This window comes from Sphingobium sp. KCTC 72723 (assembly GCF_014280435.1).
Classification (GTDB): domain Bacteria; phylum Pseudomonadota; class Alphaproteobacteria; order Sphingomonadales; family Sphingomonadaceae; genus Sphingobium.
Map to the genome: position 1 here is coordinate 2,504,019 of NZ_CP060388.1, position 22,174 is coordinate 2,526,192.

Annotated in this window: 22 protein-coding genes; 8 read left to right on the plus strand and 14 right to left on the minus strand. The window is 63.2% G+C overall.

Annotated elements, in window-relative coordinates; all coding sequences use genetic code 11:
- Positions 1–8: 8 nt before the first annotated feature.
- The 8 genes from SPBM01_RS12430 to SPBM01_RS12465 form a co-directional block, all read right to left on the minus strand.
- Positions 9–791, minus strand: a complete 783-nt coding sequence (locus SPBM01_RS12430) for a hypothetical protein (RefSeq protein WP_188062118.1) — start codon at positions 789–791, stop codon at positions 9–11.
- A gap of 90 nt (positions 792–881) precedes the next feature.
- Positions 882–1,310 carry a nuclear transport factor 2 family protein gene (locus SPBM01_RS12435; protein WP_188062119.1) on the minus strand — a complete coding sequence of 143 codons (429 nt, stop codon included), beginning with the start codon at positions 1,308–1,310 and terminating at the stop codon, positions 882–884.
- A complete protein-coding gene (locus SPBM01_RS12440) occupies positions 1,310–2,071 on the minus strand; it encodes an SDR family NAD(P)-dependent oxidoreductase (protein ID WP_188062120.1) in 762 nt (253 codons plus the stop codon). The genes SPBM01_RS12435 and SPBM01_RS12440 overlap by 1 nt, the downstream gene beginning before the upstream one ends.
- A 21-nt stretch (positions 2,072–2,092) precedes the next feature.
- Positions 2,093–2,506, minus strand: coding sequence for a nuclear transport factor 2 family protein (locus SPBM01_RS12445; protein ID WP_188062121.1), 414 nt, complete (start codon positions 2,504–2,506; stop codon positions 2,093–2,095).
- Complete coding sequence (locus tag SPBM01_RS12450; RefSeq protein WP_188062122.1) at positions 2,503–4,185, minus strand: class I adenylate-forming enzyme family protein; 1,683 nt, start codon at positions 4,183–4,185, stop codon at positions 2,503–2,505. The genes SPBM01_RS12445 and SPBM01_RS12450 overlap by 4 nt, the downstream gene beginning before the upstream one ends.
- Positions 4,186–4,206: 21 nt before the next feature.
- Complete coding sequence (locus SPBM01_RS12455) at positions 4,207–5,190, minus strand: MDR family oxidoreductase (RefSeq protein WP_188062123.1); 984 nt, start codon at positions 5,188–5,190, stop codon at positions 4,207–4,209.
- 3 nt (positions 5,191–5,193) lie between these two features.
- Positions 5,194–5,883 (minus strand): TetR/AcrR family transcriptional regulator, encoded by a 690-nt coding sequence (locus tag SPBM01_RS12460; protein ID WP_188065699.1) that lies wholly within the window; start codon positions 5,881–5,883, stop codon positions 5,194–5,196.
- A 306-nt stretch (positions 5,884–6,189) separates the two neighbouring features.
- Positions 6,190–8,613, minus strand: a complete 2,424-nt coding sequence (locus SPBM01_RS12465) for a TonB-dependent receptor plug domain-containing protein (RefSeq protein WP_188062124.1) — start codon at positions 8,611–8,613, stop codon at positions 6,190–6,192.
- Between the two features lie 230 nt (positions 8,614–8,843).
- Between SPBM01_RS12465 and SPBM01_RS12470 the strand changes: the two genes are divergently transcribed.
- The 4 genes from SPBM01_RS12470 (at position 8,844) to SPBM01_RS12485 (ending at position 11,844) form a co-directional block, all read left to right on the plus strand.
- A complete protein-coding gene (locus SPBM01_RS12470; RefSeq protein ID WP_188062125.1) occupies positions 8,844–9,422 on the plus strand; it encodes a TetR/AcrR family transcriptional regulator in 579 nt (192 codons plus the stop codon).
- A gap of 73 nt (positions 9,423–9,495) precedes the next feature.
- Positions 9,496–10,689 carry an aromatic ring-hydroxylating oxygenase subunit alpha gene (locus SPBM01_RS12475; protein WP_188062126.1) on the plus strand — a complete coding sequence of 398 codons (1,194 nt, stop codon included), beginning with the start codon at positions 9,496–9,498 and terminating at the stop codon, positions 10,687–10,689.
- Positions 10,686–11,027: a hypothetical protein gene (locus SPBM01_RS12480; protein ID WP_188062127.1), complete on the plus strand. Its 342-nt coding sequence runs from the start codon at positions 10,686–10,688 to the stop codon at positions 11,025–11,027. Before SPBM01_RS12475 ends, SPBM01_RS12480 begins: the two co-directional genes overlap by 4 nt.
- Positions 11,028–11,037: 10 nt before the next feature.
- A complete protein-coding gene (locus SPBM01_RS12485) occupies positions 11,038–11,844 on the plus strand; it encodes an SDR family NAD(P)-dependent oxidoreductase (RefSeq protein WP_188062128.1) in 807 nt (268 codons plus the stop codon).
- A 48-nt stretch (positions 11,845–11,892) separates the two neighbouring features.
- On the opposite strand, the gene SPBM01_RS12490 is transcribed toward SPBM01_RS12485, so the two are convergent.
- The 3 genes from SPBM01_RS12490 to SPBM01_RS12500 form a co-directional block, all read right to left on the minus strand.
- The gene (locus tag SPBM01_RS12490) at positions 11,893–12,273 is read right to left on the minus strand and encodes a VOC family protein (RefSeq protein WP_188062129.1); all 381 of its coding nucleotides are present in this window, start codon (positions 12,271–12,273) and stop codon (positions 11,893–11,895) included.
- A complete protein-coding gene (locus tag SPBM01_RS12495; RefSeq protein ID WP_188062130.1) occupies positions 12,270–12,743 on the minus strand; it encodes a VOC family protein in 474 nt (157 codons plus the stop codon). The genes SPBM01_RS12490 and SPBM01_RS12495 overlap by 4 nt, the downstream gene beginning before the upstream one ends.
- A 129-nt stretch (positions 12,744–12,872) precedes the next feature.
- Positions 12,873–13,760 carry a helix-turn-helix transcriptional regulator gene (locus tag SPBM01_RS12500; protein ID WP_188062131.1) on the minus strand — a complete coding sequence of 296 codons (888 nt, stop codon included), beginning with the start codon at positions 13,758–13,760 and terminating at the stop codon, positions 12,873–12,875.
- 155 nt (positions 13,761–13,915) lie between these two features.
- On the opposite strand from SPBM01_RS12500, the gene SPBM01_RS12505 reads away from it, so the two are divergent.
- From SPBM01_RS12505 to SPBM01_RS12520, 4 genes are read left to right on the plus strand one after another with little or no spacing between them, the layout of a single operon-like run.
- Positions 13,916–14,734 (plus strand): SDR family NAD(P)-dependent oxidoreductase, encoded by an 819-nt coding sequence (locus tag SPBM01_RS12505; RefSeq protein ID WP_188062132.1) that lies wholly within the window; start codon positions 13,916–13,918, stop codon positions 14,732–14,734.
- A gap of 14 nt (positions 14,735–14,748) precedes the next feature.
- The gene (locus SPBM01_RS12510; protein ID WP_188062133.1) at positions 14,749–15,759 is read left to right on the plus strand and encodes a zinc-dependent alcohol dehydrogenase; all 1,011 of its coding nucleotides are present in this window, start codon (positions 14,749–14,751) and stop codon (positions 15,757–15,759) included.
- Entirely contained in the window at positions 15,756–17,018 is a 1,263-nt protein-coding gene (locus SPBM01_RS12515; protein WP_188062134.1) for an MBL fold metallo-hydrolase, read from the plus strand. The genes SPBM01_RS12510 and SPBM01_RS12515 overlap by 4 nt, the downstream gene beginning before the upstream one ends.
- Entirely contained in the window at positions 17,018–18,181 is a 1,164-nt protein-coding gene (locus tag SPBM01_RS12520; RefSeq protein ID WP_188065700.1) for a sulfotransferase family protein, read from the plus strand. Before SPBM01_RS12515 ends, SPBM01_RS12520 begins: the two co-directional genes overlap by 1 nt.
- 165 nt (positions 18,182–18,346) lie before the next feature.
- Here SPBM01_RS12520 and SPBM01_RS12525 read toward each other — a convergent pair whose 3' ends face one another.
- The 3 genes from SPBM01_RS12525 to SPBM01_RS12535 all read right to left on the minus strand — a co-directional run bounded on the left by SPBM01_RS12525 (position 18,347) and on the right by SPBM01_RS12535 (position 22,103).
- Positions 18,347–19,258: an SDR family NAD(P)-dependent oxidoreductase gene (locus SPBM01_RS12525; RefSeq protein WP_188062135.1), complete on the minus strand. Its 912-nt coding sequence runs from the start codon at positions 19,256–19,258 to the stop codon at positions 18,347–18,349.
- Between the two features lie 113 nt (positions 19,259–19,371).
- Positions 19,372–20,520 carry a MaoC family dehydratase N-terminal domain-containing protein gene (locus tag SPBM01_RS12530; protein WP_188062136.1) on the minus strand — a complete coding sequence of 383 codons (1,149 nt, stop codon included), beginning with the start codon at positions 20,518–20,520 and terminating at the stop codon, positions 19,372–19,374.
- A 17-nt stretch (positions 20,521–20,537) separates the two neighbouring features.
- Entirely contained in the window at positions 20,538–22,103 is a 1,566-nt protein-coding gene (locus tag SPBM01_RS12535; protein ID WP_188065701.1) for an acyl-CoA synthetase, read from the minus strand.
- Between the last annotated feature and the right edge of the window lie 71 nt (positions 22,104–22,174).

The following is a 22,174-nucleotide window of genomic DNA, read 5'->3' on the forward strand; positions in this document are numbered from 1 at the left end:
CATGGAGGTCAGGTCGCAGGTCGCGCGAAGTCGGCGGGATAGACCGACAGGTCGCCATCATAGGCGATGCCACCGGGCCAGAAACTGCTGCCGCTGACCCTGGCGAAATAATGGACCGTGCGCGCGACCGATCCGGCAGCGGAGCGCGGCGCGAAGGCGACGCCGCTAGGGCTGACCCCGCGCGCGCGAGCACTGAAATCCCTGACCGTGAACAGCAGGTCATCGGTCTGTTGCGCGCAGAAAACCAGATCGCTGCCGGGGCAATAGCGTCGGGGTTCCAGTTGGACCGGCGACAGCCGCCCGCGTTTCATGCCGACCTTTCCGGGGACGCGCGTGACTTCCGGGGAATGCACGGTGTCGTACCAGCGATGATATTCCGCTTCGCGCCCCGCGACGAAATTGGCCAATATGATGCTGACGCCGGAAAAGGGCTGGTCAGCCCGATGGTTGGGGCTGAACGCCCAGTCGCCATACATTGCGTAGCTGTGGATGCGTTCGCTTTCGTCGCTGTCGTCGATCAGTCCGGCGTCGCGCGCCTGCGCGAGCAGCGGTGCCAGTGCGGGCAGGTCTATTTCCGGCGTGGCGGTATCAAATTCATAGACGCTCAGGAACCGCCAGGGCTGGGGAATGTCGGCCATGATCTGCTGCACCGTGACTTCATAACGGTCGGCCGACCGAAAGCCGCGCAGGCGGGCCAGATCGTCACGGTGTGCGCCATCGAACCAGGCCGCATAATCGGCCTCCCGTCCGGCGGGGACATTATGCAGGTGGATGGTGGTGTGCAGCGACATATCCTCGGATCCTCATGGCTTTTTCGGCCTGTGGAACAATCCAGCATGGACAGGGCCACCGCGCCAGAGGGCGTTGGCAGACTGCGCCCATCAATCGCCGGGGCGGGATGGCTGCATGGTGATGTGCAGCCGCGTCAGGCGCGATTCCGCAATCCGCCATTCACCCGCAACGCGCCTGTAGCGGTCATGATAATGGCCATAGCCCGTCAACATGCGTCCGTCGGGCCAGACCAGATGATCCATCATCGGCCAGATCGCGGTGGCTTCGTCGCCCGACACCGTGATTTCGGGCATATGGACATGATGCACGGTCACGGCGGCATCCAGCGACCGGCGGATGCTGGCGACAAAGGCATCACGACCGGCAATGCGCGGTCCGCCCGACGCCGTGGCGTCGAGCAGGAAATCGGGCGTGAACAAGGCGGCCCAGCCATCCCAGTCCTTGCCGTCCATCAGCCGGCAATAGCGCGCCTTGAGTTCGGCGATCGCGTGCCAGTCAGCAAAATCGGGCGCGGTCATCAGAAGCGGAATCCGCGCATCTGGTTGCCGCCGTCGCACAGGATGACCTGATTGTTGACGAAGCTGCCTTCGTCGGAAGCCAGGAACAGGGCGAGATTGGAAATGTCGCCCGCCGTCCCCTGCCGCTTGACCGACTGCATCGCTTTCAACCGCTCCCAATTGGCGGGATCGACCCCTTGCAGCGCGGCTTCGGTTTCCATCAGGCCCGGTGCGATGCCGACGCAGCGGATTTCGTCCGCGCCAAATTGCTGCGCCATGGCATGGGTGAAGATGTTGAGCGACGCCTTGGTAATGCCATAGGCGGTCGCGGGATTATAACTGGCCATCGAGCATTTGTTGATGATGACGCCCTTGGCGCGGGCCAGCGCCGGGCGCAACGCTTCGGCCAGCAGCATCGGGCCAAAGGTGTTGACCGCAAAGAAATGCTGCCACTTGGCCATGCCAAGGCCAAAGAAGCCGCGCGCGATTTCGCCCGCATGAAGCCCCGCATTGTTGATGAGAACGTCCAGCCGGTCATGGTTGGCCAGCACGGTGGCTGCGAAGGCGGCGATGTCGGCCTCTTGCCCCATGTCGACGCGGTGGACTGACGCGGTGGTGCCCAGCGCCTCGACCAACGCCCTGCTTTCCGCCAGCCCGGCTTCGTTGATGTCGGCCAGGATCAGGTGCGCGCCCTCCCCTGCAAAAGCCAGCGCATGGGCGCGGCCAAGGCCGCCTGCGGAGCCGGTAACCAGCACGGTTTTGCCGCTGAAACGATTGGCCATGATCCTCTTGTCCTTTTTTGATTATTGCAGGCGGGTGAAGGTTACCCGTGCGATCCGCCAGCCCTGCGCTGTCAGGCGGAAAATGTCGCTGTAGCGGCCGATAACGGTGTCGATTGCGCCGGTGGCACGACGCTTCATATAGCCCAGAACGGTCCAGTCGCCGGTCGCACGATCGCCGTTCACGTCTATGCAGGGCGAATGGAGCATATGAATCATCCATTCGCTGTTCGCGCTGATCGCGGTGCAGAGATAGTCGGTGATCGCCTGCGGACTTTCGAGCAGACCGGCACCATAATCGCCAAGAAAATCGTCGGCGAATATAGCGGCGAACAGGCGGCGGGCATGATCGGGGTCGCTGGCGGACAGGTCGGCAGCCGCGCAATAGCGGGCCTTGAGGTTGGCGATCGCCAGTGCCTGATCCGCCTGCGCAGTCATGCCGGTTCGGCGGCAAGCTGCTTGACGACCAGCGCCTTGAGGTCCGCCGTCTTGATCTTGGCGCTGCCGGTCAGCGACAGGTCATCCTCGCTGAAGAACAGGACGCGCCGTGGCACCTTGTAGCTGGCAAGCTGGTCTTTGGCGAAAGCACGGATGGCGTCCTCGTCCAGCGGCGCGCCGACATGGGGGACGATGCAGGTCACCACCAGTTCGCCCAGCGTTTCGTGGGGCACGCCGACGGTCTGCGTCACTTTGACGCCGGGGCAGGATTTGATGACGGTGTCGATCTCGATCGGGGAAACATTCGCGCCGCCGGTTTTGATGATGTCGTTGAGACGCCCTTCCCAGTGGAGGCGACCTTCGGCATCGAACCAGCCGCCATCGCCCGTGTGGAAGAAGCCGTCGGCGTCCACGCTTTCGTCCAGCGGCACGCCGATATAGCCCAGCATCAGCGTCGGTCCCTTGACCGCGATTTCGCCACGATCGCCCAGCGGCACGACCGCGCCGGTCAGCGGGTCGAGGATTTTGAAGATATTGCCGGGCAGCGGCGCGCCATGGGTATCGGCGATCCGTTCCTTGGGCGTGCCGGAATCGAAGATCGTGCTGATGGTGAAGGTTTCGGTATTGCCATAGGCCGCCATAGGCTCCTGCCAGTCGGTGCTGACGGTAGGATGGCGCCCCAGAGGATTGGTCGGGTTCACATAATGAAGCGAGGACAGGTCCACATCCGCCCAGTTAGCGGCGGCCTCCAGTTGCGCCCATTGATGCGGCCACGCAAAGGCCATGGTGGCGCGTTCGCGCTCCATCAGCATCAATGCTTCTTCCGGCTGGAAGGTCGCTTGCAGGATCAGGCTGCCGCCAGATGACAGCGCGCCGCCGATGGCCATGGCGAAATTGCCCGACCAGAAAAAGCCGTTGGCCGACCAGGCGCGCGCATCCTCCTTTGCGGCGAGAAAGCGTTTCCAGCGCCATAGTTGCAGCGTGACGCCCCGGTGCATCGACAGGATGCCCTTGGGCCGGGCGGTCGAGCCGGACGAGAAGAACAGCACGCCGGGGTCCGCCGGCGTGACGGTCGCGGCGGTCGCATCGACCAGTGCCTGATCGACCGCATTACCGCGCGCGAGGAACGTCGCCCATTCCTCCACCATGCCCGCGCCGCCGCCGACCGACGCGATGTGACGCAGGAAGGGAAAATGGGGCGATGCCAGCGCACCGGGCGTGGCGCTCGCTATGGCCGGTTCCAGATCGGTCAGGATCGCGGCAAAGTCCTTTTTCAGGACGATGCGCTCCATCAGCAGGACGTGGCAGGCGGAGGACGCAAGCAGATGGTCGAGTTCGGCCGGAGTGGAAAAGGTGCTGAACGTCGCCGCAACGCCGCCCGCCAGCGCAGTGCCGAACACCGCCGCCAGAAATTCCGGGCGATTGGTCATCAGCACGCCGACGCGGGTTCCCTTCCCAATGCCGGACGCGATCAGCGCACGCGCAACGGCATTTGCCTGCGCCCACAGGTCGTCATAGGTCCAGCGGGTGACGCTATCCCCTTCGTGCATCACCAGCGCTTCGGCCGGGCCGGAGCGGGCGGTCACCTCCCGCAACCAGCCGCCAAGCGTCAGCGTCCCCAGCCCCGGCTCCTCATGGAGCGGGGGACCGGCGACGATCGAAAGCGGCTGGTCGGTCATGATGCGTCCCCGTGGCAGCGCTTAACGGTTCACGTCGACGATGATGCGCCCGCGCACCTTGCCGTCGATCAGGTCGACGGCCGCCGCGGGTGCTTCCGACAGGCCGATTTCATGCGCGATGACGCCGAGCAGCGCCGGGTCCAGATCCCGCGCCAGTCGCGCCCATGCGGCAAGGCGCGGGGGTTTGGGTGCCATCACGCTGTCGATGCCGAGCAGACGGACGCCGCGCAGGATGAAGGGCATGACGGTGACCGGGAAATCCGCGCCCTGCGCCAGACCACAGGCCGCAACAGCGCCGCCATAACGGGTCTGCGCGCAGCAATTGGCGAGCGTGAAGCTGCCGACCGAATCCACGACACCGGCCCAGCGTTCCTTCTGGAGCGGCTTGCCCTTTTCGGAGAGTTCGGCGCGGTCGATGATGCCCGCTGCGCCCAGTTGCGTCAGATAATCGGCTTCGGATGCCTTGCCGGTCGAACCGACGACCTTGTAGCCTGCCTTGCTCAGCAGGGCGACGGCCACGCTGCCCACGCCGCCGGTCGCGCCGGTGACCAGTATTTCGCCCTGTTCAGGAGTCACGCCGGCCTTGACCAGTGCTTCCACGCACAGCGCGGCGGTATAGCCCGCCGTGCCGATCGCCATCGCCTGCGCGCCGGTGAAGGCGGCCGGCAGCGGCACCAGCCAGTCGCCCTTCAAACGGGCCACCTGCGCCAGCCCGCCCCAATGGCCCTCGCCCACGCCCCAGCCGTTCAGCACGACCTTGTCGCCCGCCTTCCATTCGGCATGGTCCGACGTGCGGACCGTGCCGACCAGGTCGATGCCCGGCACCATCGGGAATTTGCGGACGACCGGCGACTTGCCGGTGATGGCCAGACCATCCTTGTAATTCAGGGTAGAATAATCGACGTCGATGGTGACATCGCCATCGGGCAGGCTGGTTTCATCCACCTGCGCAAGCGATACGCTCTGCTTGTCGTCCGTCTTGTCGATCACAATTGCTGAAAACATGGATCATTCCTTTTTGGAAGAAGAAGGGGGTCGGGTCCGGGCCAGACCGTCGCGCAGGCGATCGGCGATGCCGGGAAAACGGTCGGCCCGCATCGAGCCGTACATGCACAGGCGCAGCGATTCCTGCGCCACGCGGCGGGCCAGGTCGCGGCGCTCCTCATCGGGGCGAGCGTGGGAGCTGGCCCATACCGGCCAGAGAAAGGCACCCGCCAGCATCATGACCGACAGCACTTCGACATCGATCCCGTCCTGGGCCAGGTCGGTTTCGGCAAAACGCTGAAGCGAGCCTTCATATTCGCGCCAGAAGGGGTCGGCCATCGGATCGGGCGAGGACAGGAGTTGCAGCAGCCAGATGCGGCAGAGTTCGGGATTTTCCATCGCGAAGATGGCAAGGCGGTCGGTCGTGTCGGCAATATCGACCTGCTCCACCCGCCGTTCGCCGATGGTTTCAGGGTCGCCGAATACGGACCGGAACATGCGATCCGACACCCAGTCGGCGGTCGCCTCGATCAATTTTTCGCGCGTTTCGAAATGCTGATAGGCAGTGCCGCGATTGACCCCGGCCAGTGCGGCCACTTCGGACAGGCTGATGCCTTCGGGTCCATCCTTGGCCAGCAGCGCGCGCGCGGCTTCCAATATGGCTTCCCGCGTCGCCACGGGATCGCGCGAGCGTCTTTTGCGAATATCGGTCATTGCGCCGTTCCTGTCCTCTCGTTCCGGCATCGCGCCTGCCGGGCGACGCGCGTCGCGAGGCTGGGCAGCGGCCGATGTCCCGGCGCACATCACCATCACATGGTCCTTGAGGCAAGATCAGTTGATCATCACTGTTGTTGATCAAGCCCATTCCTGCCCGCCCCGGCCGCTAAGTCAACATGACCCGCGCGATCATCGCCGCTGCGAAGAATCTGCGCGTTTTTCTGGGCATCCAAACGAAAAAGGCCGGGCAAATCCATGGGACTGCCCGGCCATTTTTACAGGCCTAGCCTGGCGTCACCCGTGTCAGCGCGACCCGAAATAGAAGCGGACGTTGACACCAAATTCACGCGGCGGGGTAACCGTGCCGCCGGTATAGGGGCTGTTGACGGTGGTTGCCGCCGTGGTCGCCCCTGTCGCGGTGAAGCCGGTGATCTGCTGATAGCTGGTGAACAGCTGCGCCGTGCGCGTCAGCACCTTGGTCGTGTCGAACAGGTTCTTGGCGAACAGTGACACTTCCCAACCGCCATCGGGGTCGCGGATGCCCGCATAGAGGTTGGTCAGAGCATAGGCACCGACCTGGTCGAAGCTGTTGCCCGGATCGCCCTGCGACTTGCCGTTATAATTGACGAGGCCGCGCACGAAACCATCGACCTTGCCCGAAATCGCGGTGTGATATTCGCTCTGCAACGTCACCGTGACCGGCGGCATGAACGAAGCGCGCTGCGACACGTTGCAGGACGCCAGGTTGTTGGATCCGACTGCGGCCTGCAATTGCGCCAGAGTGGGCGCGGCGTTGGACGCATCGGGGGTGCCATCCTTGTTCAGGTCGTTGCACGGGATGTTGCCGCCCTTGATCTTGCCCAGCGAATAGCTGGCGCTTAGGCCGACATTGAAGCCACGGGCGACTTCGACGTTGAATTCGCCTTCGACCCCGTTCACTTCCACCGGCACCGCGCCGACGAAGTTGAAGGCGGCAACCTGCTGCGCTGTTCCCGTCACCGCGCCTGCCGCGTTACGGACAGCAACGGTGTTGATATAATAGACGCCGTTATTGGGCACGCGGAACGGGAAATTCTTGTAGGTCTGGTGATAGAGCGTGCCGTTGAAGCGCGCCCGGCCACCCATCAACGTGCTTTTGAAGCCCAGTTCATAGGATTTGGACGTTTCGGGCGGCAGGTTGAGGAAGCTGTTTTCCAGCGCCGACTTCACGATGTTGAAATCGCCCACCACGTTCAGGCCCGGCCGCATCGAGCTGCCCGTTGCGGCATAGACCAGGAAGTCGGGGGAGAAATTATGCTTCACCGACGCGCTGTAGATCAGCTTCTTGAGATCCTGCGTATCGTTGGTCAACGCATTGCCATTGACCGCAAGCCGGCTGAGCGAGGTATATTTGATCTGGCGCAGACCGCCGGACAATTCGGTCTTTTCACCCAGATGCGCGGTCAGGTTGCCATAAAATGACTGTTCATGGGTTTCGTTGCCACGGGCCACGTTGGTGGTCACGATCGACGCGATACTGCCACCGAAGCTAGCGGGCAGACGAACGACGGTCAGGCTGCTGAGGTTGGTTGGGGACGTCAGCTTGCTGTCGAAGAAGCCGACCACATAGTCGAACATGCCGAACACACGTTCTTCATTCTGAAGCCGGACTTCATGCGATGTCGCCTTTGCCACGGTCTGCGTGATCTGGTTGATGTCGCGGCCGATGAAGACGTTGGCATCATCCGAATTGTCGGTCGAGTAGAATTGCTGCTTCGTCCGCTGCCCCTGATAGATCAGCCGCTGGCCCCACTGCGCCACTTCCGCGCGCCAGTTGTAGATGTCGAACGTCTGGTTGACGATGCGCGGCGTTTCCTGGATCGACAGGCGGTCCTTTGCGGTCAGCAGCACCGGGCTGACCGGCGCGGCAGGGTTCACTTCGCTGAAGGAAATCGCCTGATCGTAGGTCCGGGCTTCCCGGTCCATAAACTGGTAGGTGCCTTCCAGCTTGATCCAGTCCGCAGGCTCGATCGCGCCAGTGACGCGATAGCTTTTTGTGCGCGAATGGGGATCGGGCGCACCGGCGGTGCGCACCAGCGGACGGACGCGGTCGGCTTCATTTTCGTCCCACAGGCCGGAAACGCGGATCGCCGCGATGCCTTCGATGATGGGAAGGTTCAGGCCGCCCTTGAAGTTCAGCGTGCCGATGTCGTTGCCGGTCCAGTCGGCAAAGCCGCCAAACTGGTTCAGGTCGGGCTTGCGCGCGGTGATGGTGATCGAACCCGATGGCGAAGCGCGACCGCGCAAGGTGCCCTGCGGCCCGCGCTGCACTTCGATCTGGCCGATGTCATACATTTGCTGAAGGATGGCGCCCGCCGAAATCGGGGCGTCGTTGAAGTAGAATTCGACCGTGCCGTTATTGCCGCTGGCATTGGCGTCGAAATTGACGCCGCGCAACCGGGCGTTGCCGCCAATGCCATTGGCGTTGGTGGTCAGTTCCAGACCCGGCGCGAGCGATTTGACTTCGGTGAATTCGCGAAAGTTGAGGTTGCCGATCGATGCTGCGGTCACGGCGTTGATGACGGCGGGGACGTCCTGCACATCTTCTTCACGGCGACGGGCCTGCACGATGATGGTGGCCGCATCGAAGCCGCCGTCCTGCGGCGCTTCCTGCGCCATGGCAGGGGTCGACACGGTCAGGGCCGCCATGCTGGCACCCATCAGATAATAGGCTGTCATGCGTTTCACAGAAAAATCCTCCCCATCAAGGCGCCTCACCCGATCTTGGGCCTGGTGCGGCGCAGTCGTCATTGTGCTTTTGTGAGTCTCGTTATGCCCGATTAAAATGATGCGCGAAGCCCTTACCCAACAGGTGTGTCTATATATCGCCGCTGCGATTCTGACCTGATCTTGGGGGTTTGGCGCACTATCGCCCAGGCATTTTTGCAAAGCAGGCGCAGTTGCGGCATGACGCGGCCATGACCGACCAGCCAGCACAGCGCCGCCGCAACCGCGCGTTCGACGAGACTCACCAGGCACTGATCGAAACGGCTGTGCGGCTGATTTCGGAAAAAGGGGCGTCAGCACTGTCGATCGCGCAATTGGCACGCGAAGCGGCGATCGACCGCACGAGCGTCTATTATCATTTTCGCAGCCGCGACGAATTGATGGGTGCCGTCCGGCAATGGTCCTCTGCCCAACTCGCCGCCGCCTTCACAGGGCCAGGTTCGCAGGATGAGCGGATCGACCATATTACGCGTTTCGTGCTGAACCACCCGGCGCTGATCCAGCTCTGGATCGCCGATTTCCTGTCTGGCGACGATATAAGGGACAGTTATCCGCATTGGGACGAACTGGTGAAGGCCATTTCGGGGATGGCCGAGAATCGGGGCATCGACCCCGAAATTTTCTGCACCATGCTGATTACCGGATCGGTGATCGGTCCACGGATATTCCGTAACGCCGTCCGCCCGGACATGTCCGACGAAGAGATAGTCGCGCGATTCCGTCATGAACAGAAGCGGTTGCTGGAAGGGCTGAACCTGCTTCGGGCATAATTTCTACACACCTGTTGAATTTAATGCGGATCGCGCTATTCTCTGCTGCATAAGATGTAGCGAGAGGATCAGCATGAACGCGCCCGTTCCCGCCTTTACGCCCGTGTGCGATGGCGATGTCGCCTTTCTGGGCACCGATCCCATTCCCGCCGGGCCATATCACGAAGCCAGTTGGTATGAGGCCGAACGGCAGGCGATATTCCTGAAGGACTGGATCGAGATCGGCCATGTCTGCGAACTGCCCGAACCGGGCAGTTTCATGCGGCGCGACCTTGAATTCGCCAAAGCATCGCTGCTGATCGTGCGTGGAAAGGATGGCATGATCCGCGCCTTCCACAATGTCTGCACGCATCGCGGCACGCAGTTGGTGGAACAGGCGCAGGGCAAGGCGGCGACCTTCAGCTGCCCCTATCATCGCTGGACCTTCGGTAGCGACGGAGCGCTGATTTCAGCGCCCGATTTCGAGCAGTTTCATGTTTCCAAGGCCGATTGCGCATTGCCGCAGGTCGCGCTGTCCCTGTGTGCCGGGCTGATCTTCATCAGCTTTGCCGCGGACCCGCCGCCCTTGCGCGACTGGCTGGGCGGTCTGGCGGAACGGCTGGAAGCGTTGCCGGTGGCGCGGGCGACGACCTTCTCCGAATATGTCTATGACATCGACGCCAACTGGAAGCTGACCTATGATAATTTCCAGGAAAATTATCATCTGCGCTTCATCCATCCGCGCACCGGGCTGGCGACGCTGGGAACGGACAATCCCTATGGTTATCCGCTGCGCTATGATTTCTACGGCGTCCATCGCACCCAGACCATCTGGTCCAACCCCGCCCCGCGCGTTCAGCCGATGCAGCGTTTCGCGTTCGGCAAGGGGTTTGGCGCGGCGGCCGCGCGCGATCTGGTCGGCGGAGCGCATGACCGGGACTATTTCGCGCTGTTCCCCAATTTCTTCCTGCTGGGCACCCCGGCGCAACATTTCTCCCATGTCGTCTATCCGATCGATGCGACCAGGTCGCGCGGGGTGATCCGCATCTATTGGGTGGGCGAGGATGGCAGCGCCAGCGAACGCTTCGCCCGCGAATTTGCCATGGCGACCGCGCGCGACATCCATGCCGAGGATCGCGCCGTGATAGAGGCGGGACAGCGCGGACTTTCCAGCGGGGCGCTGACACATATCCATTTCCAGACGCAGGAAGCGCTCTGCCGTCATCTTTACAACGGCGTGCGCGATGCGGTCGAAAGCTGGCGCGCAACGCAGGAGGCCAAGGCATGAGCATGTTGCCCACAGGATTTGAGGCGCTCGACCCGTTCGTCGCGGACTGGGCGATCGAGGGCGCAGCGGCGCGGGCCGCGCGACGGACCCGATCGACCCCGCAAGAGCGGCAAGGCTTTTTCGATGCAGCCGCCCCTCTGCTGGACGCGGCGCTGGATCGGCTGGACGCGACTCCCCTGCCCGATCAGGACGACGCGGAACGGCGATTGATGCTGCTGTGCCTGTCGCTGGCCCATGTCGCGCAGGCGGTGGAGATACAGGCGGAGGACGAGATTCGCCATGCGCCGCACCGCGAAGCGATGCGCATCGTCCGCGCGCCTGCCGACACGCATATCTAGGAATCGCGTCATGGACATGGGATTGAACGGCAAGATCGCAATCGTCACCGGCGCGACCGCCAATATCGGGCGAGCCATCACGCTGGGACTGGCGGCGGAGGGCGCCGCGATCGTTGCGGTGGGGCGTGACGAGGCAGCAGGCGCGCGGTTGGTGGCGCTATGTCTGGAACGGGGCGCGACGCGCGCCACCTTCATAGCCGCCGACCTCACCGATCCGGCGGCTCCGGCGCAGATCCTGACTGCGGCTGGCGGGCCGGTCGCGGTGCTGGTCAACAATGTCGGGGGCAATGTCGGTGCGGGCTTTTTTGCCGAGTCCGATCCGGCCACATGGGCCGGCGATATCGACATCAATCTGGGCACCGTTTTGCGCATGACCCATGCGGCGCTGCCCGGCATGATCGCCGCGAAGGCAGGCGCGATCGTCAATATCGGGTCAACGGCGGGAATCGTGGGCGACTATATGCTGCCGGTCTATTCGGCGGCCAAGGCAGCGGTGCATGGCTTTACCAAAGTGCTGGCCAAGGAAGTTGGCCAGCATGGCGTGCGGGTCAATTGCGTTGCACCCTATGGCACGGTGTCGACCGATCCCGATGCGTTCAGCGCGGGTAGTCGGTTCAACCGCGACCATGGTTTTTTCAGCACGGCGTTCGCGGGAACCGGCGCGGAGGATATGGCCAGACGCGCGCGCCAGACCGTGCTGGGTCGCCCGGTCGCCACGGCCGACGAAGTGGCGTCGCTCGCCATATATCTGGCGAGCGACAAGGCCAGCTTCATCACTGGGCAGGTCTATCCGGTGGATGGCGGCAGCCTGCTCTAGATTTGCGTTTGGTGCATTTTCGCAGAAGCCACCTGCTTTGAAAATGCTCTAGTCGGGCGGGCCGAAGCGGAAGATGACCAGCTTGTTGCCGTCGAGGTCGCGGAAATAAGCACCGTAAAAGCCGTTGGGATCGTCGCCCCGGATGCCGGGCTTGCCTTCGCACTGGCCACCCAGTTCCAGCGCCCTGGCATGGACGGCGTCCACCACGGCGCGGCTTTCGGCCGGAATGCCGACCTGATTGCCGTTGCCGGGCGATGCTTCGCCTTCAAACGGCCGACCGATCAGCAACATGCCGCCATCGCCCGATTTATAGGCGACGACATCGGGCCGGTCGAAGGCGCGAACCGCGCCCAGCAGGGCGGCGATGGCATCGTAGAAGATTTTGGCGCGATCAAGGTCGCGCGTGCCGAAGCGGGCCATGCCGATCATGCGGGGCGTCCTCCCATAGCGGCCCAGCGGTCGGGCACCATCCAGCAATATTCGGTATAATGGCCCAGCCAGGCGCGGGTATCGAGATAGAGAAACTCCAGCATGCCGGGCGTGCCGCCTTTCAGCACGATGGGATAAGGCTGTTGATCGACCCGCGCCATGAAGGCGTCCCAATCGTCCACCAGATGGCAGATATGGTGGAATTTCAACCGGTCGTCGGCGGGCAGCGCGTCGCGATAGAGCGACAGCACGTCGCCGTCGATTGGCTGGATCAGTTCGAACTGCGTGTCGCCGACCCAGACGAAGGCGAGTTTCTGCACGCCCACGCCCTCCCCCTGCGGGGTCCACAGATTGACCGATACCTGCGTTTCCATGAGCAGCCGGATATCCGCGCGTTCCTTGAACTCCGACACGGCCTTGTCGACATTGCGGGTCACATAGGCGTTTTGATAATGGCGTCCGACGATCATCGTCCTGACCTCTCCCGATCCATGATTTTGTCGTTATCGTGGACAGCAAGATGGACATAGCAATCGCATTTGGCCAAGCCGCAGATATGTCGCCATCCGGACGAAATATCGCCAAGCAGCCATAGCGGATCAGGCCGGTGGGGGCAGGCGGCGCTGGCGGAACTGGCGCGGCGTAGCCCCGGTGGCGCGGCGGAAGGCGAAGGCGAAACTGGACGGGGAAGCAAAGCCGAGCGCGAAGGCAATGGCCTTCACACTGTCGCTGCTGGCCAGCAGCCGCTTGGCCATGTCGATGCGGGTCTGGGCGATATGATCGCCGATCGAATGGCCGCGCGCGGCGCGGAAACCGCGCGTCAACTGCCGGGCGGACATGTTGCACAGCGCCGCCAGTTCCTCCAGCGCGGGCGGCGGGCCGGGCTGGTGCAGCCGTTCGTCGATGCGGCGCAACCGCCATGAGGCAAGGCCGCCGGTAATCGGTCCCTGCGCAATCGCCTGACAATAGCGGGCGACTTCGATCGCCAGTTGCTGGGCGATGAGTTCGGCCAAAATCGCGCTGCCTGCGCCGGGATGGCGCACTTCTTCGGCCAGCCGGAACAGGCAGGCGCGCATATGGGGGTGCGCGATGTCCAGCCCCGCCGCCAGCCGCCGGTCTGTCCATTCGATGCCGCCATCGTCCAGCCAGCGGTCGATGGCGGCGGCGGGAATTTCGCACACGACCGACGCCTGCCGTCCGCCCGATTCGCTGCGGACATGGATGCCCTCACCCGGCGGCACGAGGAAGATTTCGCCCAGCGGTTCGTAGCGATGCGGCCCCCACCGCTCACGATAGCAGCCACGCGCCTTTTCCGGGCGGGGCGTCAGGCACAGGTCCAGCCAATAATGATCGGTGCGGCGAAACAGCCGGTCGGTCGGCTGTTCCAGATGCAGCCGCATGATCCGCACCTGCGCCGACGGGACGACCAGTTCCGCTTCGAAAATGGATTCGGCATATGTTTCTCTTGGCGTTTCGCCTGATGGCATTGCCCTCTCCTGCCCTTGCTTGGTCTTGGCCCTATCGGTGGATTATGGCCCGATTACGACAGTCAGGTCAATTGCGGGGCGAACCGCGCTGATCGACAATCGCCCCAGCAGAATGACCGCCAGCGGGCGGCGATATTTCTTTAGGAGAGCGACAGGTGGCGGGTCTTTTCGACTGTTCGGACAAGGTGACGCTGGTGACCGGCGGCAATGGCGGCATCGGGCTGGGCTTTGCGCGTGGCGTGGCCAAGATGGGCGGCAAGATCGCCATCTGGGCGCGCAATGCGGACAAGAACGCAGCGGCCAAGGCGGATTTGCTGGCGGCGGGCGCGAGCCGGGTGGAAACCTATCAGGTGGATGTGGCGTCCGAAGAGGCGATCATCGCGGGCTATGCGCAATTGCTGGCCGATTTCGGGCGGGTCGATTGTGTGTTCGCCAATTCGGGTCGCGCGTCGCGCAGCCGGTCAGTGCTGACGCTGGATTCGGCCGAATGGCATGATCTGATGGCGGTGAACCTGCACGGGGCTTTTTTCACCCTGCGCGAAGGGGCCAAGGCCATGGTTGCACGGGCGGAAGCCGGCGAGCCGGGCGGCAGCCTGGTCTATTGCGGTAGCCTGTCCATGTTCCACGGCATGCCGGGCATCAACAATTATGCCGCGTCCAAGGGCGGCATGGGCGCAGCGGTGCGCGGCATGGCGGCGGAACTGGGCAAATATGAGATCCGCGCGAACAGCATCGCGCCCGGCTATGTCAAAACCGGTATTGGCGGCGGCGATGATCTGAGCGAGGAAATGAAGGCGCGCATGGCCGCCGTGGACGCGCATTTTTCCGCCAAGACCCCGATCCACCGGCCCGGCGCGATCGAGGATTTCGAGGGGATCGGCGCCTATCTCTGCTCCGATGCATCGCGGTTCCACACCGGCGATACCATCGTGATCGACGGCGGCAGCCTGATCTATCCCCCCTACGCCTTCTGATCGGAACCGCCCCCATGCGCCTGCTCACCATCCATGACGTCAATGACGTGCGATTGGACCCCTATGAACGGCCCGAAGCGGGGCCAAAGGATGTGGTCGTGAAAATGAAGGCCTGCGGCATTTGCGGCAGCGACCTGAGCTACATCAAAAATGGCGGCATCCCGACGCCGGGCAAAAAGACCGCGCTGGGCCATGAAGGGGCTGGCGAACTGATGTTCGTGGGCGCGGACGTGACCGGCGTGTCGGTGGGGCAGAGCGTCATCATCAACCCGATGATGACGCCCAGCTATATCGGCAGCGGCGGGCCGGAGGGTGCCTTTACCGAGGAATTGCTGGTCCGCGACGCGCGGCTGGGCGACAGTCTGCTGCCCATTCCCGACGGCATCCCCTATGATGTCGCCGCGATGTGCGAGCCGCTGTCGGTCGCCATGCACGGGGTCAACCGCGCACAGGCGAAGGCGGGCGACAGGATCGTGATCTTTGGCTGCGGGCCGATCGGCCTTGGCATGATCCTCTGGGCCGTGGATCGGGGCTGCGACGTGATCGCGCTCGATCTGGCCGAGGAAAGGCTGGAGCGCGCACGGGCGCTGGGAGCGACGACGATCAATCCGGCACAGGAAGATTCGATCGCGCGGATCAAGGCGATTCACGGCACGGTCATGGTGTTCGGGCGGGAAAAGTCACTGACCGACGCCTATATCGACGCGGCGGGTGCGCCGTCGATCCTGCATGACGTGGTGACGCTGGCCAAGACCCATGCGCGCCATGTCATTACCGCCGCCTATCTCAAACCGATCGAACTGCCCGCCGGGCCAATGCTGACCACCGAAATGACGATCACCACGGCGGTCGGTTATCCGACCGAAATGCCCGACGTGATCGCCGCCATGCCGCGTTTGCAGGACAAGATTGCGGCGCTGATCAGCCACATATTGCCGTTCGACCGGGTGATCGAGGGGCTGGACATCGCCGCGCGGCCGCAATCGGCCAAGGTGATGATCGCATTCGAGGATGCAGCATCATGAGCGAGAAGCAGCAGACGCCTTTGGGCGCACTGGTGATGGCCGGTCAGGGGCAGACGGACGCCGAACGCATTGCCGATGGCATCTTCATGGTGAAGGATATTTCCAACGCCTATCTGGTGACCACCAGCGACGGCGACCTGTTGGTCAACACCGGCTTTCTGGGCAATGGCGCGCGCAACAAGGGACTGTTTGCCGCGCATCGGACCGGGCCGCTGCGGCGGATCGTCGTGACGCAGGCCCATGCCGACCATTATGGCGCGTTGCCCGACCAGAAGGAGGAAGCTACGCAGGTCATCACCGGCGCGGGCTTTACCGAGACGGCGGAGTATTTCGACCGGCTCGCGCCTTTTCTGGGTCGCCGGTCGGGCAAGCTGTGGGCGTCGATGACCCGGCGCGACGGACCGCCGCCCAAGCCGCCGGTGATCGTGCCGGACGTGGAAGTGGCGACATCGCTGGCTTTCGAACAGGGCGGTCGCCGGTTCGAGGTGGTCAAGACGCCGGGCGGTGAGAGCCTGGATAGCGTGTTCGTGTGGATGCCCGACGAGAAGACCGTCTTTACCGGCAATCTGTTCGGCCCGGTGTGGCGCGCGATGCCCAATCTGGTGACGATGCGCGGCGACAAACCCCGGCTGGTGCGCGCCTATCTGCGGTCGGTCGAACAGGTGCGGGCGCTGGGCGCGGAGTTGGTGATTACCGGCCATGGCGATCCGATCCGGGGGGCGGAGACGATCCGCGCGAATCTGGACGCGATGCACGCGGCGGTCAGCTATCTGGAGCGTGAGACGATCGCGGGGATGAATGCGGGCCGGACGGTGCAGGATCTGATGCGCGAGGTTGCGCTGCCTGCGGACCTGAAGATCGGCGAATTTCATGGCAAGACCAGTTGGGTCGTGCGCGCCATATGGGAGGAAAATGGCGGCTGGTTCCATTATGCCGATGGCACCACCGCGCTCTATGGCGTGCCGCGTGCGGCGGTCAGCGCCGATCTGGTCGAACTGGCCGGTGGCGCAGGGGCGATCGTGGGTCGCGCCCATGTGCATGCGGCGGCGGGGCGGCCATTGGAAGCGCTGCACCTGATCGACATCGCGCTGGGCGTCGCGCCCGACCATGAGGCGGGATTGAGCGTCCGAAAGTCGGCGCTGGAACAATTGCTGGCCGCGAGCGGCAGCACGAACCTGTCGGAAACCATGTGGCTGAAGGCGGAAATCGCTGAGACGGGCAAGCGCCTCGCCAGCCAAACACAAAAGGGAGAAGGATGATGACCACCACCACCGCAGGGCTGGACGCCGATGCGCTGATCGCCGCCGCGCGCGAACAGACGGGCCTGACCGATCTGGGCGACGACGCTATATTGGAGGGGCTGCATGTCCTCACTGACGCGATCAACCGGGAAGCCAAGCTGACCGAGGCCGCACAGGGCCGGTGGGCGCAGCAAATCACCGCGACGCTGGCGAACCGCTTGCAGGTTGAGGATTATCTGGCCAAGCACCCCGCGTTGCTGGACGCGCCGGTCGAAAAGCCGCTGTTCGTATTCGGCCTGCCGCGCACCGGCACGACGCTGACGATCAATTTGCTGAACGCTGATCCGGCGCGCCGATCATTGCTGCGCTGGGAAGCGTTCAACAGCGTGCCCCCCGCGGCCAAGGGCGCGCTGAGCAGCGATCCGCGCTATGTCGCGGAACAGGCACGGCTCGACATGATGCTCAAATATGCGCCGCATATTTCGGCGATGCATCATGAGGATGCCGACAGCCCGACCGAATGCCAATTCTCGATGGCACCGTCCTTTTGCGCGCAATATTATGACTCGGTTCTGAATATTCCGAGTTATCAGAAGTGGTTGTTCAGCACGAGTTACCTGCCCGCCTTCCGCTATCAGAAGCGGCTGTTCCAGTTGTTGCAGGAAAATGAGGGCGGCCAGTGGACGCTCAAAAATCCGTGGCATCCGCTGTTCCTGAATGACCTGACCACCGTCTATCCCGACGCGCAGCTGGTCATGACCCATCGCGATCCCGCCGATGTCGTCGCGTCGGCGTGCAGCCTGGTCTATCAGGTGCGCAAGATGTTCAGCGACGATGTCGATCCGGTCGAGGTCGGCAAGTCGCAACTGCGCACGTTCGACCTGATGATCGAACGGATGCTGGCCTATCGGGAGAAGCATGGCGCGGATTCGATCCACGACATCCAGTATGACGCGCAGGTGCGCGACCCGATTGGCACGATGAAGCGGCTCTATGCGCGGTTCGACACCGAACTGACGGCGGAAGCGGAAAGCGCGATGCAGGCGATGCTGGACGCCAATCCGCAGGGCAAGCATGGCAAGCATAGCTATGACCTGGCCGATTACGGGCTGGATCGCGCGGGCATCCATGCGCATTTCAAGGATTATACCGAGCGGTTTGGGATTAAGTGCAAGGCATGAATAGTGGGCCGGACAGTCGGCCCCATCTACCCCCGTTCGGGCTCAGCCTGTCGAAGCCTTGCCCTTCTGTTCAAGAAGTGCGGCCCTTCGACAAGCTCAGGGCGAACGGAGGAAGGGGATGAACGCAAATCGGCGAAGGTCATCGCCGCGCGAGGATGAAAGGCTTTACCCCGCCCGCGCTATCGCGAAACAATAGCGCAGATGGTCCATATGCCCGTCGGGCACTGGCGGGAAATGCAGCGCGTCGTCGGTCGCGCGGATGATGTCGAGATTGTCCGCGACCTGCTCGATGGTCCAGTCGGGGCGGAACATGCCTTTGGTTTCCATCGTGTAGGCGCGCGCGACCCGGCCCGCCATGGCGATCAGCATTTCGCCCGATACCGCGCAATCCTCATGCGCCAGATAGCCGACCGTGGGCGCGACCAGATCCGGGTCCATCGGCGGATAGGCGCTGGTGTCGAGGCCATCGGCCATGCGCGTGACCGCCCCGGGCAGGATGATATTGCTTTTGATATTGTGCCCCGCCCCCTCGATCGCGGCGACATTGGACAGGCCGGTCATCGCGGCCTTTGCCATCGAATAATTGACCACGCCTGCATTGCCATAGAGGCCGTTGATGGAGCCGGTCAGGACGATGCGGCCATAACGGGCGGCGGCCATATGCGGGAAGGCGGCGCGCACGACATGGAAAGCGCCGCGCATATGGACGTCCAGCACCGTCTCGAAATCGGCATAGCTTAAGTCGTTGAGCGAACCGCGCCGCACGATGCCCGCATTGTGGATCAATATGTCGATGCGGCCATAATGGGTGATGGCGGCGTCAATGATCGCCTGCCCGCCCTGCGGCGTGGCGACGCTGTCGGTGGAGGCGATCGCCTCTCCCCCGGCTGCGCGGATTTCATCGACCAGCGCCTGCGCGGGGCCAGCGTCGGTCCCCTCCCCCTGCATCGACACACCCGGGTCGTTGACGACGATCTTTGCGCCCCGCGCCGCCAGCAGCAGCGCATAGGCACGGCCCAGCCCCCGGCCCGCGCCGGTTATGGCGGCGACCCGGCCATCGAAACGCATCTCGTCCATCCTGCGATCCTCTCTCTCATTTGCGCCGATCCTAACGACGCGGGCGCAACGCAAAAGGGTCGCCGCCGCATATCGCTGCGGCGACGACCCTTCCTCCCCTACCACTTACAGGATCAGGCTGGCTTGCCGGGCAATTCGGCAATCGAAGTGCCGAAAGCGGAGACTTCACCGCGATGGGTGGTCGCCTGCTGCTGGATCTCGACGAACTTCTTGCCGTTTTCCTCGAACTTGCGGATCACGCTGCCGTCGATGTAGATCGCGTCACCATCAGGATTGTGGCGGCGGATCTGGCATTTGCTGCGCGTCAGGAAGCCGTCGTCACCGATCCAGTTGGTGATGTGATGAGTCAGCCAGCTGCAACGCTCCGGACCATAATCATAGGCGCCGGGCGCGCCGACTTCGAGCGCGAAGGCTTCGTCCCAATGCACGCGCTCTGGGCAATCGGGCACGTTGAAGCGGTTGCGGATGCCCAGGCCCGGATGCGCCTGCTGCATCTGGTTGGCCAGCTTGTTGGCGCGGATGTAAAGCCCGCCCCAGCCCTGCGCATAACAGATGAAGCCGGTGACCGTCATCGGTCCCTTCATCATGCGCGGCAGTTCGACGCCGACATTCACATCCTCCCAATAGCGAGGAACGGAGCCGCGAATTTCCTCATTCTGATAGAGGCGGGTGAATTCAGCCAGTTCCTCCTCGGTATATTGCTCCACCCGGCCACGGGCTTCGGTATATTTGGTGCCGCGTTCGCGCGCTTCGTCGCGGTCGGTGCGGAATACCCAGCTGTCGCCCTCGGCCACCTTGTCGCCCGACTGGTTGAAGAAATCGACATGGTAGATCTGCTGGAACGAACGCCCGGCGAACTTGGTCTGATGCTCGACCAGATCCTTCAGATAGGCTTCGGTGCGGATCGTGTCGTTGCGCAGCACCGGCTTGTGCCAGGTCCAGTCGGCCCCCGCCCACATGGCATGCACGCCCGACAGGCCGCCGCAATAGCCCGAAATGATCCGGCTGGTGGTGAACAGGAAGCTGGGCAGCGCGACGACCGAGCCGTAGCGCGTCTTGTCGGCATAAGACGGGTCGCACCACAATGGGTTATCGTCGCCAATGCCATGGGCGTAGTGGCGGATCGCGTCGCGGGTCGCTTCATAATTCCACGGTTCAACCGTATTCTCGATCTTGACGCCGATGCGCTTGCGCAGGTCGTCCAGACCTTCCTCGGTGATCTTGGGGAATTTGTTGGTGGGGGCTTTCGCCAATGTTGCCATGTCTCTTCTCCTAGGGTTCAGTTGACGAGTTCGGCCGCTTTTGCAGCCTCACGATCTCGAAGGATTTTGCGGTGGACCTTGCCCGCCGGGGTCTTGGGCAGTTCGGTCACGAATTCGATCAGGCGGGGGAATTCATGCTGGGCCAGCTTTTCGCGGGTGAAAGTCTGGAGTTCCTTGACCAGCGCGTCGCTGCCATCGACATTGGCGATGACGAATGCCTTGACCACCTGCCCCCGCTGCGGATCGGGCACGCCGATAACGGCACATTCCAGAACGGCCGGATGCTTGAGCAGCGTGTTTTCAATCTCGACCGCGCTCATCGTCCAGCCAGCCGAAATGATGACGTCATCGGCGCGACCGCAATGGTAGAAATAGCCGTCGGCGTCGATCTTCGCGCGGTCCTTGGTGGTTTCCCACCTGTCGCGGCGCCACAGCATCAGTTCGCCAATCTCACCGGGGTCGGACGGCGTGCCGTCTGGGCGCTGCACCTGCAAACGCTGGCCCGGCACTGCCTTGCCGAGCGAACCCGGCTTGACCGTGAAATCCTCAGCGCCGGGATAATTGACCAGCACCACGCCGATTTCGGTGGTGCCATACATGGAGCAGGCGGGCACCTTGAAATATTGTTCGATGAAATCAAGCGTCGCCGGGTCGATCGGCTCGCCGGTGTAGGACAGCTTCTGGAAGTGGAAGACAAAGTCCCCGGCCTTGCCGCTATTCTTCATCATGCGATAATGGGTCGCGGCGGCCGACATGTTGGTGATGCCATAGCTGTCCAGCGCCTGCATCAGTCGCACCGCGTCGAACCGCCCGGCAAAGGTGCCGGTGGTGACGCCCATGCCCAGCGGGGCCAGCGTGCCATGCCATAATCCATGGCCCCATGCGGGCGAGGAGGGGCAGAAAAATTCGTCGCCCGGCCGGATGCCGGTGCCGTAAAGCGCGGCGAACATCAACGTCACGAGCGCGCGATGGCTATGCTTGACCGCTTCGGGCAGTTCGCGGGTGGTGCCTGAGGTGTATTGGAACACCGCCAGATCGTTCGCCTTCGTTTTCGGCATGTAGGTCGCGGGATATTTCTCGATCTCGTCGAGCAGGCCATCGTCGGCGACGATGACGCGCGGGCCGTTCATGCTGCGGGCCAGATCCGCCTTTTCCGCGTTGGTTATCAGTATGGTCGGCTTGCAATCATCCACGCGCAGGCGCAGCGCGTCGGGACCGAACAAGGTGAACAAAGGCACCGAAATCGCGCCGGTCTGCATCGCCCCGAACAGGCAGACATAGAAGGGCAATGAGGGTTCCAGCATGAAGGCGATACGTTCGCCCGGTTGAACGCCCTCCGCATCGAGCCAATGGGCAAAGCGCGCCGCGCCCGCCGCGATCCTATCGAAGCTGAGAATTTCGTCGCGGCCATCAGCATGGGCGATCCGCACGGCGGCGCGGCCGGACCCATCGGCATGGCGGGTGATACATTCATGCGCGATGTTCAGGTGATCGCGATCGCCATCGAACAAATCCCACGGCGCGGCGGATGTCGCATGGGCCTGCGCATCGGCATAGCTTCTATAGTCGGTCAGCTTCGCCATAAATCTCGTCCGTTCATTATGGCGAATGGCAGGAAGGCCATCTGCACCATGATGAAACTGGAATGTCATGC

Coding starts and splice junctions, on each gene's coding strand:
- SPBM01_RS12450 (WP_188062122.1), bottom strand. CDS start 4,185: ATGACCGACCAGCCGCTTTCGATCGTCGCCGGTCCCCCGCTCCATGAG.
- SPBM01_RS12435 (WP_188062119.1), bottom strand. CDS start 1,310: ATGACCGCGCCCGATTTTGCTGACTGGCACGCGATCGCCGAACTCAAG.
- SPBM01_RS12460 (WP_188065699.1), bottom strand. CDS start 5,883: ATGACCGATATTCGCAAAAGACGCTCGCGCGATCCCGTGGCGACGCGG.
- SPBM01_RS12475 (WP_188062126.1), top strand. CDS start 9,496: ATGAACGCGCCCGTTCCCGCCTTTACGCCCGTGTGCGATGGCGATGTC.
- SPBM01_RS12485 (WP_188062128.1), top strand. CDS start 11,038: ATGGACATGGGATTGAACGGCAAGATCGCAATCGTCACCGGCGCGACC.
- SPBM01_RS12510 (WP_188062133.1), top strand. CDS start 14,749: ATGCGCCTGCTCACCATCCATGACGTCAATGACGTGCGATTGGACCCC.
- SPBM01_RS12520 (WP_188065700.1), top strand. CDS start 17,018: ATGACCACCACCACCGCAGGGCTGGACGCCGATGCGCTGATCGCCGCC.
- SPBM01_RS12495 (WP_188062130.1), bottom strand. CDS start 12,743: ATGATCGTCGGACGCCATTATCAAAACGCCTATGTGACCCGCAATGTC.
- SPBM01_RS12455 (WP_188062123.1), bottom strand. CDS start 5,190: ATGTTTTCAGCAATTGTGATCGACAAGACGGACGACAAGCAGAGCGTA.
- SPBM01_RS12530 (WP_188062136.1), bottom strand. CDS start 20,520: ATGGCAACATTGGCGAAAGCCCCCACCAACAAATTCCCCAAGATCACC.
- SPBM01_RS12515 (WP_188062134.1), top strand. CDS start 15,756: ATGAGCGAGAAGCAGCAGACGCCTTTGGGCGCACTGGTGATGGCCGGT.
- SPBM01_RS12430 (WP_188062118.1), bottom strand. CDS start 791: ATGTCGCTGCACACCACCATCCACCTGCATAATGTCCCCGCCGGACGG.
- SPBM01_RS12445 (WP_188062121.1), bottom strand. CDS start 2,506: ATGACTGCGCAGGCGGATCAGGCACTGGCGATCGCCAACCTCAAGGCC.
- SPBM01_RS12440 (WP_188062120.1), bottom strand. CDS start 2,071: ATGGCCAATCGTTTCAGCGGCAAAACCGTGCTGGTTACCGGCTCCGCA.
- SPBM01_RS12525 (WP_188062135.1), bottom strand. CDS start 19,258: ATGGACGAGATGCGTTTCGATGGCCGGGTCGCCGCCATAACCGGCGCG.
- SPBM01_RS12490 (WP_188062129.1), bottom strand. CDS start 12,273: ATGATCGGCATGGCCCGCTTCGGCACGCGCGACCTTGATCGCGCCAAA.
- SPBM01_RS12500 (WP_188062131.1), bottom strand. CDS start 13,760: ATGCCATCAGGCGAAACGCCAAGAGAAACATATGCCGAATCCATTTTC.
- SPBM01_RS12535 (WP_188065701.1), bottom strand. CDS start 22,103: ATGGCGAAGCTGACCGACTATAGAAGCTATGCCGATGCGCAGGCCCAT.
- SPBM01_RS12480 (WP_188062127.1), top strand. CDS start 10,686: ATGAGCATGTTGCCCACAGGATTTGAGGCGCTCGACCCGTTCGTCGCG.
- SPBM01_RS12470 (WP_188062125.1), top strand. CDS start 8,844: ATGACCGACCAGCCAGCACAGCGCCGCCGCAACCGCGCGTTCGACGAG.